Origin of the sequence: Providencia sp. PROV188, assembly GCF_027595165.1 — a bacterium.
In the GTDB taxonomy this organism is placed as follows: Bacteria; Pseudomonadota; Gammaproteobacteria; order Enterobacterales; family Enterobacteriaceae; genus Providencia; species Providencia lanzhouensis.
On sequence record NZ_CP097291.1, the window covers coordinates 2,881,686 to 2,898,355 of the forward strand.

At 43.2% G+C, this 16,670-nt stretch carries 13 protein-coding genes; 4 read left to right on the forward strand and 9 right to left on the reverse strand.

Going from position 1 to position 16,670, the window contains the following annotated elements; translation table 11 throughout:
• Positions 1 to 6: 6 nt before the first annotated feature.
• Positions 7 to 1,677 (reverse strand): bifunctional UDP-sugar hydrolase/5'-nucleotidase UshA, encoded by a 1,671-nt coding sequence (ushA, locus tag M5X66_RS13320; RefSeq protein WP_036952517.1) that lies wholly within the window; start codon positions 1,675 to 1,677, stop codon positions 7 to 9.
• A gap of 283 nt (positions 1,678 to 1,960) precedes the next feature.
• On the opposite strand from ushA, the gene M5X66_RS13325 reads away from it, so the two are divergent.
• Positions 1,961 to 3,175 (forward strand): MFS transporter, encoded by a 1,215-nt coding sequence (locus M5X66_RS13325; protein WP_108478325.1) that lies wholly within the window; start codon positions 1,961 to 1,963, stop codon positions 3,173 to 3,175.
• Between the two features lie 296 nt (positions 3,176 to 3,471).
• Positions 3,472 to 5,220, forward strand: coding sequence for a YbaL family putative K(+) efflux transporter (gene ybaL, locus M5X66_RS13330; protein ID WP_036952523.1), 1,749 nt, complete (start codon positions 3,472 to 3,474; stop codon positions 5,218 to 5,220).
• Between the two features lie 74 nt (positions 5,221 to 5,294).
• Here the strand turns inward: ybaL and M5X66_RS13335 are convergent, their stop codons facing one another.
• The 4 genes from M5X66_RS13335 to M5X66_RS13350 form a co-directional block, all read right to left on the reverse strand.
• Positions 5,295 to 5,648, reverse strand: coding sequence for a DUF1937 family protein (locus M5X66_RS13335; protein WP_036952526.1), 354 nt, complete (start codon positions 5,646 to 5,648; stop codon positions 5,295 to 5,297).
• 114 nt (positions 5,649 to 5,762) lie between these two features.
• Complete coding sequence (locus M5X66_RS13340) at positions 5,763 to 6,539, reverse strand: DeoR/GlpR family DNA-binding transcription regulator (protein ID WP_051422679.1); 777 nt, start codon at positions 6,537 to 6,539, stop codon at positions 5,763 to 5,765.
• Positions 6,540 to 6,574: 35 nt separating this feature from the next.
• The gene (locus tag M5X66_RS13345) at positions 6,575 to 7,804 is read right to left on the reverse strand and encodes an NAD(P)/FAD-dependent oxidoreductase (protein ID WP_154639531.1); all 1,230 of its coding nucleotides are present in this window, start codon (positions 7,802 to 7,804) and stop codon (positions 6,575 to 6,577) included.
• Complete coding sequence (locus tag M5X66_RS13350; protein ID WP_036952532.1) at positions 7,801 to 9,201, reverse strand: NAD(P)/FAD-dependent oxidoreductase; 1,401 nt, start codon at positions 9,199 to 9,201, stop codon at positions 7,801 to 7,803. Before M5X66_RS13350 ends, M5X66_RS13345 begins: the two co-directional genes overlap by 4 nt.
• A 242-nt stretch (positions 9,202 to 9,443) precedes the next feature.
• Between M5X66_RS13350 and M5X66_RS13355 the strand changes: the two genes are divergently transcribed.
• Both M5X66_RS13355 and eutH read left to right on the forward strand, forming a co-directional pair.
• Complete coding sequence (locus M5X66_RS13355) at positions 9,444 to 10,883, forward strand: FGGY family carbohydrate kinase (protein ID WP_036952535.1); 1,440 nt, start codon at positions 9,444 to 9,446, stop codon at positions 10,881 to 10,883.
• Positions 10,884 to 10,918: 35 nt separating this feature from the next.
• The gene (eutH, locus tag M5X66_RS13360; protein WP_036952538.1) at positions 10,919 to 12,169 is read left to right on the forward strand and encodes an ethanolamine utilization protein EutH; all 1,251 of its coding nucleotides are present in this window, start codon (positions 10,919 to 10,921) and stop codon (positions 12,167 to 12,169) included.
• Positions 12,170 to 12,242: 73 nt separating this feature from the next.
• On the opposite strand, the gene M5X66_RS13365 is transcribed toward eutH, so the two are convergent.
• From M5X66_RS13365 to adk, 4 genes are all read right to left on the reverse strand, one after another.
• The gene (locus M5X66_RS13365; protein ID WP_036952541.1) at positions 12,243 to 13,556 is read right to left on the reverse strand and encodes an inosine/guanosine kinase; all 1,314 of its coding nucleotides are present in this window, start codon (positions 13,554 to 13,556) and stop codon (positions 12,243 to 12,245) included.
• Between the two features lie 108 nt (positions 13,557 to 13,664).
• Positions 13,665 to 14,792 (reverse strand): LPS O-antigen length regulator Wzz(fepE), encoded by a 1,128-nt coding sequence (wzz(fepE), locus tag M5X66_RS13370; RefSeq protein ID WP_270103645.1) that lies wholly within the window; start codon positions 14,790 to 14,792, stop codon positions 13,665 to 13,667.
• A gap of 108 nt (positions 14,793 to 14,900) precedes the next feature.
• Positions 14,901 to 15,878 (reverse strand): ferrochelatase, encoded by a 978-nt coding sequence (hemH, locus tag M5X66_RS13375; RefSeq protein WP_154600098.1) that lies wholly within the window; start codon positions 15,876 to 15,878, stop codon positions 14,901 to 14,903.
• Between the two features lie 124 nt (positions 15,879 to 16,002).
• Complete coding sequence (gene adk / locus M5X66_RS13380; RefSeq protein ID WP_036952549.1) at positions 16,003 to 16,647, reverse strand: adenylate kinase; 645 nt, start codon at positions 16,645 to 16,647, stop codon at positions 16,003 to 16,005.
• Between the last annotated feature and the right edge of the window lie 23 nt (positions 16,648 to 16,670).

The window sequence follows — 16,670 nt, forward strand, 5'->3', positions numbered from 1 at the left end:
TACCGATTATTTATTTTTATAAACAATCTCGCCTTTTGGCTCGTAATCAGCGGCTTTTAATGGAGAATGTTTCTCAATATAGCCTTTGAGCACTTCCGCATCCACAAAACCGGTGTTGACGTAGTTTGGATGATTATCGATAGCTGGATAACCATCACCGCCAATCGCGTTAAAGTTTAATGTCGCCATACGGTAAGTTTTGTTCTTATCGACGGGTTTGCCATCAATCTTCACATCGCTGATTGTGCCGTCGGCATTCAGAGTCAGGCTCACATTATAGAACTGACCGTAAGCACCTGAGTCAGGTTTCATGTTAGCGACCGCTTGCAGATACGGCAGAACCTCTTCGCCTTTAAAGTCCACATAGACTAATTCGTTAGCAAATGGCTGAACTTTCAGGACATCTTTATAGGTAATATCGCCGCTTTCAATGGAATCACGCACGCCGCCGCCGCTCATGATGGCAAAATCAGCCCCTGCACGCTCTTTTTGAGCCGCCAGTAGTAAATGCCCCATATTGGTTTGCTCAAAGCGCACTTTATTACGGTCACCCACCAGCTTGCCTTCCACTGAACCGACTTTCACGCCTAATTGCTGGTCGCCTTTATCTTGATAAGGGGTTAGCAATTTTGTCATTTCAGGGTTATGCGCAATTTCCTGTGTGTAGTAGACGTAATCCGATGAACCGTCGTCTTTCTTCACTTTTTTCTTCAGGTTAATTGGGATCAGCTGATAGTGTTTTAAGGTGAATTTACCGTTTTTGAATTCAAAGTCGGCACGACCTACATATTTACCCCACTCATGGGCTTGAACAATCCAGGTGCCATTTTGGTTGTCTGGCGCACATGGGGTTCCTGGCACATAGTCTTCTTGTTTGTAGTTTTTGTTCTCTTGAGACATACAAACAGGGTCTTGTGAGTGACCACCCACTATCATATCTAAATAGCCCGCAGGTAAGCTGCGCGCCATTTCCACATCCCCCGGTGCGTTAGAACCGTGGTTGCCATCATCGTAGTGTCCCATATGGGTTGCCGCGATAATAATGTCTGGTTTCTCAGTCGCACGTAGCTCTTCCACCACTTTTTTGGCTTCAGCAGCAGGGACGCGGAATTCAACATCAGGGAAGTTCGCAGGGTTACCGATTTTCGCGGTATCGTCAGTTGTTAAGCCTAAAACAGCAATTTTTACACCTTGCTTATCAAAGACTTGATAAGGTTTAAAGAGACGTTTACCTGTGCTGGTTTGATAAATGTTGGCAGATAAGAATGGGAACGTTGCCCACTTTTCTTGCTGCTTGAGGACTTCTAGCGGGTTATCAAATTCGTGGTTACCGAGCGCCATCGCATCGTAGCCCACCAAATTCATCCCTTTAAAATCAGGCTCAGCATCTTGCAAATCAGACTCTGGTACACCAGTATTAATATCCCCACCAGAGAGTAATAAAACACTGCCGCCTTGCTTCGCCACTTCGTCACGAATTTCATCAACCACGGTTTTTTGTGCCGCTAATCCATACTCACCTTTTTCATTGTGCCAAAAATGACCATGATGATCGTTAGTATGCAAAATAGTGATGTTGTAGGTTTTATCTTTTTCCCACGCATTTGCCATCGCTGCGGGTAACAGCGCTAACGAGACAGTTAATGCGCATGCGGATGCCTTAAATGTCAGTTTCATACATTCTCCCTGCTGGTATAGAAATCTCTACCGATTACGTAGTTTTTTATGCGTAATAAGCTTATGAGTTAATAAGCCATGTGTTAATAGACTCAGTCTTATAGCATAAAAATGACGGCAAGATCTGAGCGGCTATGCACAAACAGAACGCTGTTACAAAGAAATGAGATCTGGATCGACTAATATTTTCCATCAATTTACCCATGCCACTCATATTGCCATTTAAATAATTTCTATATTAGTTATATTGGTTACAATTACGCAACAAACTAAAGTGATGATCATGAGTGAGCAAACAGCAGCGAATGGCGGCGCCAAACCCGCCAATAAAACGGGAAAAACCGTTTTCAGTATCCTGACGGCAATCAGTGTCTCTCATTTACTCAATGACATGATTCAGTCGCTAATATTAGCGATTTATCCCTTATTACAATCTGATTTTTCCCTTAGCTTCGCTCAAATTGGGATGATCACCCTCACTTACCAAGTCACGGCATCACTTTTACAGCCGATTATTGGTTATTACACGGATAAACACCCTCAACCCTATTCCTTACCGATAGGCATGAGCTTTACCTTGTCGGGTCTATTGCTATTAGCCATGGCAGAAACCTTCCCAACCATCTTAATCGCTGCCGCGTTAGTGGGGACTGGCTCTTCTGTCTTCCATCCTGAATCATCAAGAGTCGCACGGATGGCATCTGGTGGACGCCATGGTTTAGCCCAATCCTTTTTCCAAGTGGGCGGCAACCTCGGAGCATCATTAGGTCCTCTACTTGCCGCACTGATCATTGAACCTTATGGTAAAGGCAACATCGGTTGGTTCTCGTTCGCGGCACTACTCGCCATTATTATTCTTTTGCAAGTTAGCAGTTGGTATAAACAGCAGCATCGCGCTGCAAAGAAAAAGCCCGTCATTCACGGAGAAGTTAAAGTGCTGCCTCGCAAAGTCGTGGTTGGCTCACTCAGCGTTTTGTTAGTTTTAATTTTCTCAAAATATTTCTATTTAGCGAGCATTAGCAGTTACTACACTTTCTATTTAATCGATAAGTTTGGTGTTTCGGTACAAAACGCCCAAATTCACTTGTTTGTATTTTTATTCGCCGTTGCGGCGGGAACCATGATTGGTGGTCCTATTGGCGATAAAATTGGGCGTAAGTATGTTATCTGGTTTTCTATCCTTGGCGTTGCCCCATTTACGTTGATTTTACCTCACGCGTCACTCTTCTGGACGGGTGTCCTGACGGTGATTATCGGGATGATTTTAGCCTCAGCATTCTCGGCTATTTTGGTATACGCACAAGAATTGATCCCAGGTAAAACAGGGATGGTTTCAGGGCTATTCTTTGGTTTAGCCTTTGGTATGGGGGGCGTTGGTGCTGCTGTCTTGGGTCATATTGCAGACCAAACCAGCATTGAGCAAGTTTATCAATATTGTGCCTTTCTACCATTATTGGGTATTTTTACTGTATTGTTACCAAATATAAACAACAAATAGGCTTATTACCTTATTTTATCCATACTTATGTTTTTATAAGTATGGATAACCCTTCCTTTATTTCACAAAAGACTTCCATAAAAACGACTAAAATAAAAAGCTTGTAACGATTTAGCCCTATCAGCTCGATTTTTTTTTAGAAACTAGGCAATTTTTTAAAGAAATTTGTTTTCAAAACCGCTAAAATAGATAAACACGCAATTTGTATTTCAAAATGGTGATTAACGTCATCAACATTTTGAAAGCCAAAGGCATGTACCCACCTTTTTATTCATAAACAAACCAGAGGAGACTTAATGGAGCATTCAACGCCCTTAATTACAACCATTGTTGGTGGTCTCGCCCTTGCATATATATTAGGCATGCTCGCGCAGCGCTTAAAAATTTCGCCACTTGTCGGTTATCTTGCCGCGGGTGTATTAGCGGGTCCTTTTACCCCCGGTTTTGTTGCAGACACCACCCTAGCCCCTGAACTCGCTGAAATCGGGGTTATTCTTTTGATGTTTGGTGTTGGTCTACATTTCTCATTGAAAGATTTATTAGCCGTAAAAGCAATTGCCATCCCCGGCGCCATCGCTCAAATAGCCGTCGCGACTTTATTAGGTCTTGGCTTATCGATGTTATTCGGTTGGGGCGTATTTACGGGAATTGTCTTTGGTCTCTGTCTGTCAACAGCAAGTACCGTTGTATTACTACGTGCACTTGAAGAGCGGCAACTCATTGAAAGTCAACGCGGGCAAATCGCTATTGGCTGGTTAATTGTTGAAGATTTAGCCATGGTTCTCGCCTTAGTACTGTTACCTGCTGCCGCAGGGATCATGGATAGTAATGAAGCCAGTTTTGGCGAATTAGCCATGAGCCTTGGATGGACAATAGGTAAAGTCGTTGCCTTTATCGTCATTATGATTGTCATCGGGCGAAAAGTTATCCCATGGATTTTATCTCGCACAGCATCAACAGGTTCTCGTGAACTGTTTACGCTTGCGGTTTTAGCGCTTGCATTAGGTATCGCCTATGCTGCTGTCGCGATTTTTGACGCTTCCTTCGCATTAGGCGCATTCTTCGCAGGCATGGTGCTGAATGAATCAGAGCTGAGCCATCGTGCGGCTCAGGACACTTTACCGCTACGCGATGCGTTTGCAGTACTGTTCTTCGTGTCTGTCGGGATGTTATTCGACCCAGTGGTTCTCATTGAGCAACCGTTAGGGATCATCGCTGTTCTCGGTATCATTATTATTGGTAAATCTGCCGCCGCGCTGGTGCTCGTACGCATGTTTGGGCACTCACGCCGTACAGCATTAACCATTTCTGTCAGCTTGGCTCAAATTGGTGAGTTTGCCTTTATTTTGGCGGGAATGGGTCTGGCACTCGGGGTAATGGATAAAGACGCTCAAAACTTGGTATTAGCCGGTGCGATTGTCTCTATCATGCTAAACCCAGTGTTATTCAGCCTGTTGGATAAATATCTGGAAAAAACCGAGACCATCGAAGAGCAGCTTTTGGAAGAAACACTGGAAGAAGAGACTCAGATCCCAGTGGATATTTGTGGTCATGCAGTGATAGTTGGTTACGGTCGCGTTGGTGGTATGCTGGCTGATAAACTGCGTCGTCGTGAAATCCCACTGGTTGTGGTTGAAGATACCCGTGCACGCTTTGAAGAGCTGGCTGAAAATGGTTTCAGTGCCATCTTAGGTAATGGTGCCAGTAAAGATATCCTAAGCCTTGCCCGTATTGAATGTGCAAAATCCCTGTTACTAACCATTCCAAACGGTTATGAAGCAGGTGAAATTGTGGCTACCGCCAAAGAGCTGAATCCGAATATCACCGTGGTCGTACGCGCCCACTATGATGATGAAGTCAGCTTTATTAGAGAACGCGGTGCAGACCACATTATTATTGGTGAACATGAGATTGCAAAATCTATCACCACGTTAATGTGCAATGATGTGGCTGAATTTGGTTGTGCTATCCCAGATGATAAGGATAAAGATAATCACAACCCAGATGGCAAAAATTTGGATGAGTATCTAAAACCGAGCCACTAAGTTCAGTGTCAATTAAGTTCATTTTTAATTGAAAACAAAAAAGCCGTAACTGATTAACGTTACGGCTTTTTTTATTATGAATTCAGCATTTGTTCAGCAAATTCACTGTCAGTCCACACAGGTAAACCTTTATCTTTGAAGAATTGAATTTCTGCGGCAACACCACCACTTTTTTCCCATCCCGCCAGCGTCAGAACAATCAAACCATCGCAACGCTTTAAAAATTCCATATCAATCGCTGACCATGCCACTTTTTGCCCTTGCGAAGCTAAGTACTGATTGATCGGGTGAGTCATGGTAATTTGGCTATAGGTTGCAATTCCTTTAAGCGCTAATTCCGCTGCATATTGGGTACAAGCTTGAAAACGCATTTCCACAACATTGCTATCAGGATCAGAATATGGGCACGCAATAAAATAAAGTTTCATTTTAATTCCTAGTGTCGTATTTAACGAATTTTGAGCAAAGTAATCCTATGAAAAATAAATGAATTATTTTCCATAGGGTATAAATTAAATGGGTAATGCTTTGATTTTTATGGCTTACAGAATATCTGCAATAATAATTTTGGTTTTCGGGCGTTTTTTATTTTCAGCTAATTTAAAGTCTTTAGTGGTAGTAATGAGATAATCAATATTATCCCACCCAGCCACAAAGTTAATCGCATGCTTATGGGCTTTTGTTCCATCAGCTAACACCATCAGCTTATCACTGTTTTCCTGCATTTTTTGTGCAATGGCAGCCTCATCAACGTGTTGATCCATCACACCATGCTGAGGATGAAAAGCGCCAGCGCCGATAACCGCATAATCTGCGAAAAATTCCGTAATATTCTTTAATGCGATTGCGCCTAAGCAGGCATTTTGTGCCGCATTAAATTGCCCACCAATCAAAATCGTTTCGATGGTAGGGTTTTCCTGCAATGTGCTAGCTAATAACGGTGAGTTTGTTATCACCGTTATATTATCAATCGACTTAATGCGTTGGCTAAACTCGAAGGTCGTCGTGCCAAAATCAATAAACAGTGTGTCTCCAGGCTTAATTAACTCCGCCGCTTTTGCTGCTATCGCTTTCTTTTCATCAACAGCCGCTTGCGCTCGTTCTGTAAAATTACGCTCAAATTTGGACTGAATATTGACAGCCCCACCGTGAACTTTCTTTAATAATTTTTGAGTTTCAAGCTTGCTCAGATCACGACGGATAGTTTCTTGCGCCACATTAAAATGCGTTGCAAGCTCCTGTACATACACCTGACCTTGAGTCGATAACATCTCAATGATGGTTTGGTGTCGTACTTTTGAGGAGCGTCCCTCACACATAGTTTAATCCTTCTGACCATTTAACATTTCCAGCACTATACAACAGTGACAGTAATTTCAGTAGCACTCGCTTGGATTTTTGTTAAATCGATATTTTTCAGCAAAATACGACGAGTCGGTAAGCAGCGACGACGCTTTTCATATAGCACGGTATTACCTGCCATCACACGGATTGTTCCCGTTATCGCCGTGTTGACTTGAATGTTGAAATCCACATTTTTCGCAGTATTTTCGGACATATTGATACATGCAGGTACTGTAAAACGAATTGGCTCAGCAAATCGAATCGGCAATCTATTCCCTTGCTGTACATCCGTTTGATGGTGATTGGCTAATAAATCATCTGCAATATATCCGCCGGTGATCTCACCTTCTTGGTAGCACTGATCCCCCATATCCGCAGGGTGCAGCATGTTACCCGCCGCGTAATAGCAGCCATCAGAACAGCGGCTACGTTGGTCAGTGACGGGTTTGCCTGTACTAGCCTCAAAACTCAAGTGGCTTTTACGAATTAACGTATTTTCACCCACAAAACCCCCGGTAAAAATCACAGAGTCGCACTCAATTTTGCGTATTTGCCCTGCGGTTTCCACCATCACATATTCGACTCTTTCTAAGCCGCCAATTTCCGTGATTTTGCTATTCACATACACCGGGGTTCCCATGGCTGTAGCAAACAATGAAGCTGGTTTGAATGCCAGAATTCGTTCGCCACTTTCAATCATGGCTTTCGCTTTTACGCCCGCATTTTTTAATGTCCATAATGCAGAGAAACTGACTAACTCACTGCCAACGATCACTGGGTTCAAACACGGTTTTTGCCCTTTTAAATAGACAAATTGTTGTAGCGCACCCGCAGTTAAAATACCTTGAGGACGCAAGCCAGAAACTAAGCGTGGGTGACGTGGTGTTTCGCGAACGCCTGTTGCAATCAAAATGCGTTTACCGCGCATCTCAACCACGCCATCAGGAGTTGTGACTGTTAAAGTGCCATTAGGTTGTAATTGCGTCACAGTACAACGCGTTAGTATTGGTGTATCCCCTAAATTATTAACAATTTTTTCCGCAAACTGGTTGCCTTTCATTGGGCGTTTAAACACTAACAAACCGAAAGTGGGATGTTGGCAATGACGAGGAACACCACCTGCATGGGCTTCACGCTCTAAAATCGCAATATTATGAATACCACGGCGACGTAATGTTTGTGCTGCCGCGATACCCGCCGGCCCTGAGCCAATAATGATCACATCGTAATTTAAGCTCATTTCACTGCCTCCACCGCTAAGGTATTGTCAAAGCGACCGTTAATAATTTCAGCGACCTGACTACTACAATAAAAACCGTTACAACGCCCCATCATGACGCGAGTTCGGCGACGAAGTGCGCCTAAACATTCTGGTGGAATGTCAGAATCAAACGCGGCTTCAATTTCTCGTTGAGTCACTAATTCACAATGGCACACAATGCCGCCATTATTTTTACATTGGTAATCACGTTCATCATATTCAGAGAGCATCGGCATCTTAGGCCAAATTAATTCAGTTGGCGGTGATAGCTCAAATAATGCGTCAAAATTCTCTTGGTAAAGTTTCCCTAAGTGATTGGCGACCCCCAACGCTGCCGTTAAGCCCGTTGAGCGAATTCCCCCAGCACATATCCACTGCTTTTCGGGGTAATCATTAATTCGATAATATTTTTCTTCCGTGGCTGGGCGTAATCCAGCATAGGTGGCCGTCACACTGTAATTATGCAGTGATGGCAACATGCGAGAACCTTGGTCGATTAAATCTTGCAAGACTTCTTGCTTCACTTCCGCTTTCCAGCGGTCTTGTTGTTCTTCCGCTGTCGGGCCTAACAATAAGTTACCGAAAATGGTTTTCGATAGCAGAACACCTTTCGTAATCGCGGTGGGTACTGGCAAAATGATCGCATTGATATCTGCCGCTGCTGCTTTGTCGTATACCAAAAATTGACCTTTACGCGGTTTAATCTCAAATGGTGATGGGTGGCAGATAGATTCCACGATATCCCCATTAATCCCGGCACAGTTAATCACTAATCGGGCAGAAAATTCACCTTTTGATGTGGATAATGTCCAAATTCCCGCATTTAGCTCACCCTCAGTCACTTCACAATGAAATTGGTACTCTGCACCGTGTTTTACGGCTTGAGTTAAATACGCCAGTGGCGTGCTCCATGGATCAATCACCGATTCACCCGGAACTTCAACCGCTGCCAGCGCACCCTCCGCTAAATGAGGTTCTCGACGATAAAGCTCTTCTTTATCTATTATTCCCACATCCATGACGTTGTTAGTGTGTGCTTGCTCTACAATACCCGGCAGCTTATTGAGCTGCTCTTCGTTCCAAGCCACGACTAACGCACCTGTTTTGAGTAACGGTAAATTCATTTTTTCTCTAATATCAATGAATTCCTGATACCCATCTTGCATGCATTCCAATTCTAATGTCCCTGGTGTGGCATCAAAACCGGTATGTAACAACGCGCTATTTGCTTTACTTGCTCCTGATAAAATATCGCCACCACGCTCTAACAGCAGTGTTTTAGCGCCCATCAATGTGAATTTTCGGGTCACTGCACAGCCAATGACACCCCCACCGATGACAATGACATCCCACATTTTTTTATTATTAGCATTCATGGCTGAAATCCTTAATATAAAACTTGGACACATAAAACCACATAATTCCCACAACCTCAATATATAAAACAACACAAATCACAATAACACTCCAAAAACTTCTCACATTGTTATCTTATTGTGACAGTTCTCACATTCACAGAAGTTATTGTGAGTTTTTTGTGGATTTTATTTCCGATTAAACGATAGTAAGCAAAAAAACAAACCTATTTACAACATTTATAACACTGGGAAATTCAGCGATGCTCAATCAACGTTATGCCGCTATCGATCAGGGAACAACGGGAACCCGGGTCGTCGTCTTTGAAGAAGGCGGCCATTACCATTCCCCGATGAGTATTCCACACAAGCAAATCACCTTAAACAGTGGTTGGGTTGAGCACGATCCTGAAGAGATCCTAACGAACATCATCAAGTGTCTGAATAGTTGTGAAGTTGTTGATGCTATTGGTATTTGTCATCAAGGCGAAAGTATTGTTGCGTGGGATGCTCAGACCAAGCGCCCCCTTTATAACGCGATTGTTTGGCAAGATCTGCGTACTGAAAAAACCATCCAGCAACTTAAAGATGCGGGGCTTGAGCCGCTTGTCCAATCAAAATCGGGACTGCCCTTAGATCCTTATTTCTCAGCCAGTAAAATGGGATGGATTCTGGAGAATGTGGTGGGTGCCAAATCCCTTGCGGATAAAAACCGCCTACGCATAGGCACTATGGATGCATTTTTCCTTGACCGTTTATGCGATGTTTTTGTGACGGATTATAACTCCGCATCACGTACCTCTTTACTCAACATTCATACCCTCGAGTGGGATCCACAGCTGTGTGAGATTTTTGGGGTGCCGATCCACTGCTTGCCGCCGCTGCGCGACAATATCGGTGACTTTGGCGCCGTCAATCTCGACGGACATCTCACGCCAGTCACCGCCATTATTGTCGACCAATTTGCGGGAACATTTGGTCATGGTTGCCGCCAAAAAGGGGATGCCAAAATTACCTTTGGTACTGGCGCTTTCTTGCAAGCCTTGACGGGGAGCGATATCCCACAAACTCATCAAAGCGGGTTGTTACCCACACTTTGCTGGAAATTCCCGGGTGAGGCCCCTGTTTTCGGCTTAGATGGTGGCGTGTATAACGCTGCCTCAGCAATCAACTGGGCACGTAAAATCGGCCTATTTGAGGATTTTGATGAACTTTCAGATTTTCGTGATGAACCCGCGATTAAACGTGGTTTAGCGTTTGTACCTGCACTCTCAGGTTTAGGCTGTCCTTATTGGGATCGCAGCGCTGCCGGCTTATGGGCGGGACTCTCATTAGATACCGATAAGAAAGATATGATGCAGTCGGTCTTAGAAGGAATAGCCGCCCGCTCCGCCGAAGTTATTTTCGCAATGGAGAAAATCTCTCCATTAGGTCAGTCCATTTCAGTCGATGGAGGGTTATCGTCAAATCAGTACTTTAAGCAGTTTTTAGCCAATTTATTACAAAAAAATATTGAAGCACCAGCAAATCGTGAAGTCACAGCACTCGGGGCTGCCTTGCTTGCTCGTAAAGGTTTGGGAATAAGCCATGAAATGGCGATACGACGCAACACCAGTGTCACGCGCCCAGACGGCACCAACATGCAAGGCGTAATGGAACAGTATCGCGACATTATTGCCCGTTCTCGCCAGCTAAGAAATTAATTCTTCCAACAATAAAAAAGAAAGGAAACCCTACTATGGCCGAATTCGGAAACTATATTATCTACTTAATCATGTGCGGCGCCGTGATTGGCGCTGTTGCATCGATTGTCAGACCTGCCAGCGACCTCGGAAAAGAGTTTGTAAACGGTATTTTTTCTATTGGTCCCGTGTTTCTCGCTCAAGCAGGGATCATGGCTGCCGTTCCGCTACTTTCACAATTGATATCTTACATCTTAGGACCAGTATTTAGCTCTGTTGGCTCTGATGTTTCTATCGCAGCACTATCCATTATCGCGGTAGATATGGGCGGATATCAGTTAGCAGACGCCTTAACGACGAATCGCGATATGTGGATCACTGCGATGTTGATCGGTTATACATCTGGGGCAACCATTGTGTATCTGATCCCCGTTGGTTTAACGATGTTAAATCGTAAAGATCACAAATATTTAGCCTTAGGGGCAATGGCAGGATTGATCTCAATCCCATTCGGGGTATTGGCTTCATTGCTGTTGATCACACTGAATAATATCCCTGTTCGCGATATTATTTCGACGAACTCCCCAGCGACTCATCAACTCACTCTTGATTTCTTGACGATGCTGCAATATTTAATGCCGCTATTCGTTTTCTGTTTCTTGCTGGCTGCGGGATTAAAATATCGTCCAATGCTAATGGTTACGGGCTTTCTGATCTTCGGTAAGATCATGGATGCATTCGTGAAATTAGTATTAGCCTTCTCCATTGTGGAACATTTTACCGGCGTATTTAGTAAAGTCTTTGGGGCTTGGGGATTCGATCCACTATTTGCCGATCAAAATGAGTTATTCCGTGCGATCGAGATTGCAGGTTATATCGGGATCATGCTCGCAGGTACATTCCCTATCTGTTACCTGTTCCAACGTTACTGCAAGCCACTAGTCAGCGCACTCAGCCGCCGATTAAAACTGAGCGATACAGGTTCTCTGGGTTTCATCATGGTGATGGCAAATATCATTGCAACTTACCACTTATTCAAAGAAATGCGTGCAAGGGATAAAGTGTTGTGCGTAGCCTTTGGGGTCTGTGCTCAAGCGACGATTGGCGACCACTTAGCCTTTACCGCAAACTTCCAACCCACATTGGTGCTACCAATTCTGTTAGGTAAATTAGTGGGCGGTTTCTTAGCGGTATTTATTGCGATTAAAATCTCTGTTCCACAAGCGATGCGCTATGAACAAGAAGATGAGAAAGCGGTTGAGGCGGTTAAAGCTGAGCACCCTGCGGGGATCGCCAAAGAAGCGTAATAGTTAGCATCATGATAAAAACAAAAACACCTCATTCGAGGTGTTTTTTTATTTCAGCATTACTTATTCCAAGTTAGCGATCCCAATAGGACTCTTCTAAGCTATCTTCTTTTTCTGGTAGCCCGCGAGTTAAGCGCGGTGAATGCTGAGAAAGCACTTGATAACTTACACGGTTCGCATACTTACACACCTGTGCCAGTGAGGAATAAGTGAGATATTGACGCTCGTGCTTACTGGAATTAGGCACATTTGAACGGTGATATGAATTCGCCGTAATATCATGCAGTAACGCAGATAATGCACCATCACCCGCACCATTGGTATTCATGATTTTTTCGGGACCGCCCATATACGGCTCAATATGGGAGAAGATACGACGAGGTTGTTTACAATCTTGCATGCGCATCGCGCGGCTAAATTCATACAGGTTAAATTCAGCAATTGCTCCCGGCAGTAATGGGTGCTGAGTTTTACGTTTATATTCTTCTTCCGTAAAGCCTGCCATATACAGCCCTGAAGGTCCTGCTGTACACAGAACAAGGTCAACCCAATCCAGCGCCATATTAGATGCCAATAGGGGATCGCTAAAGCCAGTTAATTCCAAGGCTTCATCTTCGTTCATGGCGACTACTGATACATGATCTTTAAGGAAATCACGCCAGAATTGCGGATCTTGAGCGATAACAAACTTGGTTCCCAATGTCAGTACCACGGGAACATTATGTTTTTTCGCATAATGGATAGCTTGCATCGTCGCATCCGGCATCGTTTCCCCCGGCTTACAACGCACTAAATAAGCCGTTAATACCAACGCTGATGCGCCTGCAATAATCTCTTCAGGTATGCTATCAGGGTGCAAGCGGTTCATATGTCCAGGGCTAATTGCAAACGTACGTTCACCGTTATCAGTGACGAGCGTAAAACAGCGCCCAATAGGACCATCGACCCCTTGTAGGTAGTTTAGATCCATTCGGCTTGAAGTATGGCAGAGGTAGCGATAAGCATAACTACCAATCTGAATATTGTTGCACATCGTGCCCAATAAGACGGAGCGGTCATCGGCTAAGACAGAGTAATTGTGAAGCGTATTTCCTATCGTACCGCCTGCAAATTCATGGGTGATCAGTTTCTTATCGGTGAGCTCTTTGTAGAGCGCTTCAGCCGCATCATCTTCGATGACTAAAGAGTGACCTTTACTTAATTGATAACGTTCAATAAATTCATCATCAATTTTGGCTTCGATATCGACGAGTGTTTGGTCGATACCCACAATATACGATTTGCAGTTTTCATCATCAGAGAGCATCTCTTTCATCGGTTGTAAAAGAGGATCTCTGAGGGAGACGGGAAAGTAATGTTTAGATTTGCGTTGACCGGGGAATTTCATATTGGGAACATTAAAAAAGGAACATTTCCGTATTCTAACACGATAAAACAAAACCAGCACCCTTCGATAAAAAGGTGCCGGTTAGGTATTTATAATGCTTTAGAGTGATTACTTACGGCGAGTATTTTGCTGATTATAGTTACGGTACAGGTCACGACCTAGTACAAACGCACAGCTCATAATAAAGCCAAGAATAGCGCCTAATGCCACGATAAGCATCGATTTAGGGGAATCTTTAGTAATCGGTAAATCTGGAGTCAGAATAAATCTGATAGGCTCAAAATCTAATTCTTTAGTTGTGAGTGAGTTTAAGTTTTCAATATAGACTTTTGCATTTTGCAGTTTTTCACTGATCAGCGCTAAGTCGCGGTTCTTTAACTCAATCCCCAATTTTTCTTCTAACGCTTCTGAACCTAATGCAATTGGATAATCAGGGTCATCATTAATGGCCACTGAATCTCTTGCGATAGGACGCGTAATTCCAGCGGCTTTCGCGATAGTAATAGCGCGTTTTAAACGCTCAATTTTAACGTCATAAGAAATCTGGATTTTGTTGGTATCTTGTTTTAATGCTTCAACGCTATAAATCAGTTGGCGTGAAATTGCATTATCCACTTCTGTTTTCATTCTTTTACGGACAATACTCGCTGTATAACGAATATACCCATCCATTAAATCTTGCGCTTCAACCGCTGTTGGCGCGGTAAATGACAGAACAATGTCGCTATCATCACTGTCTTTTTCTTTACCGTTGTATTTAAGTTTAATCGAATCCGCAATAATGCGATTCACTAAGCGTTGAACCTCGAGCGGATCATTTTTATTCTCAAGCTTATCAAGCAGTGTTTTAAAATAATCGGTGCTTTTAACGAAGGTTTCTTGGTTAACTTTAGAGCGGTATTGAACAATAAATTCGTTGTAAATACGCTGAGAACTTAAGTCGACTTCCATGCCTAATGCATTTAAGTGCGCTGAAAATTCATTAGCTTCTTTTACCTCTTCAGACGTTGGCGGGATAATAATCGCTTCACTCGTCCATTTCTGAGGTAACATTTTGACAACCCCAATACTCAGTGCGGTAACAATGACTGTTGCAATAATAATCAATAATTTATTCTTGAACAGAACCGCTATCAACGCCATGAGATCTATTTCATCATTGTGCTGCAATTTATATTGCGGATCTTGCTCTAGCTGTTTTTTTAATTCTGGAGATAAATTGGTTTTTTCAGTCATGTTAATTCCAAACAACGCACTCTAAATTGTACCATTGAATATTGAGGTCATAATTATAGTCAAAATTTAAGTTTTGGATATAACCATTAACCTTCTTTATGAAATTACCTATGAAATCACTCTTTCTAAGTGATTTTTCAGAATTAACTGAATCATATTAATGCTGATATCGCTGTCATTCAGTGCAGGAATATAACGATATTGCTCACCACCATTATGTAAGAAAAATTCTTTATTTTGCTCGCTAATTTCTTCTAATGTTTCTAAACAGTCCACCGAAAACCCTGGGCAAACCACTTGCACTGACTTAACCCCCTCTGACGGTAGCTTTTTCATCGTCTGATCCGTGTATGGGCTTAACCACGGTTCACGACCAAATCGAGATTGGTAAGTCATTAACACTCGGTCACTTGGGAATTTCAGGGCTTGCTTTAATAATTCGGTGGTTTGCTCACACTCTTTATCATAAATATCCCCTGAGTCGCAGTAACGCTGCGGGATACCGTGGAAAGAGAGGATCAACCTATCTGGTTCACCGTGTTTAGCAAAACTGGCTTCGATGGATTCCGCTAAGGCTTGAATATACGCAGGATGAGTGGCGTAACTACGGATAAATTGCACCGACGGGATAGTCCGCATAGGTTTAAAAGCGCGAGTGATAGCCTCATAGACGGCAGCCGTCGTGGTGCAGGAATATTGTGGATACAGCGGTAAAACCACTAATTCCGTCACATCTTGCGCAATCAAGCTGTCGATAGCACTCTTTATTGACGGCGAGCCGTAAGTCATTCCCAGCTCAATCGGTGTATTAGGAAAAAATGCAGATAATTTTTCTTTTTGACGCTGTGAATAAACTAATAATGGCGAGCCTTCATCCATCCAAATTGAGCCATAAAGTTTTGCCACTTTGGAAGCGCGGATTGGCAAAATAGCACCATATAAAATAGGCTTCCAAATCAATGGGGAAACATCAATAACACGCGGGTCAGTTAAGAATTCAGCTAAATAGCGTTTAACGGCTGTTGTTGTTGGGGCATCGGGCGTTCCCAAATTTACCAATAGAATTCCATATTTTTTTTCTAACATTAGAACAGCTCCTAATTGATAATTATTCCCAACAATAACAGATTTTAATAACTAATTTTGCCAACTTGTGGCACAAAAAGAAAGGCAGCGATTAACGCTGCCTTTTTATATGATGCGTTAAAAATTAGCCTAAAATTTTTGCTAACTCTGCGCTCACTTCAGTCACTTTACGAGTACCGTCTAACTTGAAGTACTGAGTGCTGCTCGCTTTCGCTTCATTTTGATAGTAAGCGATTAATGGCGCAGTCAGTGCATGATATTCAACTAAACGTTTACGAACCGTGTCTTCTTGGTCGTCTTTACGGATAGTTAATTCATCGCCAGTTACGTCATCTTTGTTTTCAACTTTAGGTGGGTTGAAAGTGACGTGATAAACACGACCTGAAGGTGCGTGAACACGGCGACCAATGATACGTTCAACAATGATTTCGTCAGGAACATCGAATTCTAAAACGTAATCAACGTTGATGCCTGCTTCTTTCATTGCATCCGCTTGAGGAATGGTACGCGGGAACCCATCCAACAAGAAGCCATTGCGACAGTCATCTTGTTTGATGCGCTCTTTCACTAATGCGATAACCAGTTCATCAGTCACTAATTTGCCGTTATCCATCAGCTCTTTAGCTTGTAAACCTAATTCGCTCCCTGATTTTACCGCGGCACGTAGCATGTCGCCGGTTGAAATCTGAGGGATCCCAAACTTCTCCATAATAAATTGAGCTTGAGTGCCCTTACCAGCGCCTGGAGCGCCAAGCAGAATGATACGCATTGCGTAAACCCCTTGCTATTTAG

Bases quoted from the DNA above. Each gene is read 5' to 3' on its own strand.
- ushA (WP_036952517.1), bottom strand. From the start codon at position 1,677: ATGAAACTGACATTTAAGGCATCCGCATGCGCATTAACTGTCTCGTTA.
- M5X66_RS13325 (WP_108478325.1), top strand. From the start codon at position 1,961: ATGAGTGAGCAAACAGCAGCGAATGGCGGCGCCAAACCCGCCAATAAA.
- ybaL (WP_036952523.1), top strand. From the start codon at position 3,472: ATGGAGCATTCAACGCCCTTAATTACAACCATTGTTGGTGGTCTCGCC.
- M5X66_RS13335 (WP_036952526.1), bottom strand. From the start codon at position 5,648: ATGAAACTTTATTTTATTGCGTGCCCATATTCTGATCCTGATAGCAAT.
- M5X66_RS13340 (WP_051422679.1), bottom strand. From the start codon at position 6,539: ATGTGTGAGGGACGCTCCTCAAAAGTACGACACCAAACCATCATTGAG.
- M5X66_RS13345 (WP_154639531.1), bottom strand. From the start codon at position 7,804: ATGAGCTTAAATTACGATGTGATCATTATTGGCTCAGGGCCGGCGGGT.
- M5X66_RS13350 (WP_036952532.1), bottom strand. From the start codon at position 9,201: ATGAATGCTAATAATAAAAAAATGTGGGATGTCATTGTCATCGGTGGG.
- M5X66_RS13355 (WP_036952535.1), top strand. From the start codon at position 9,444: ATGCTCAATCAACGTTATGCCGCTATCGATCAGGGAACAACGGGAACC.
- eutH (WP_036952538.1), top strand. From the start codon at position 10,919: ATGGCCGAATTCGGAAACTATATTATCTACTTAATCATGTGCGGCGCC.
- M5X66_RS13365 (WP_036952541.1), bottom strand. From the start codon at position 13,556: ATGAAATTCCCCGGTCAACGCAAATCTAAACATTACTTTCCCGTCTCC.
- hemH (WP_154600098.1), bottom strand. From the start codon at position 15,878: ATGTTAGAAAAAAAATATGGAATTCTATTGGTAAATTTGGGAACGCCC.
- adk (WP_036952549.1), bottom strand. From the start codon at position 16,647: ATGCGTATCATTCTGCTTGGCGCTCCAGGCGCTGGTAAGGGCACTCAA.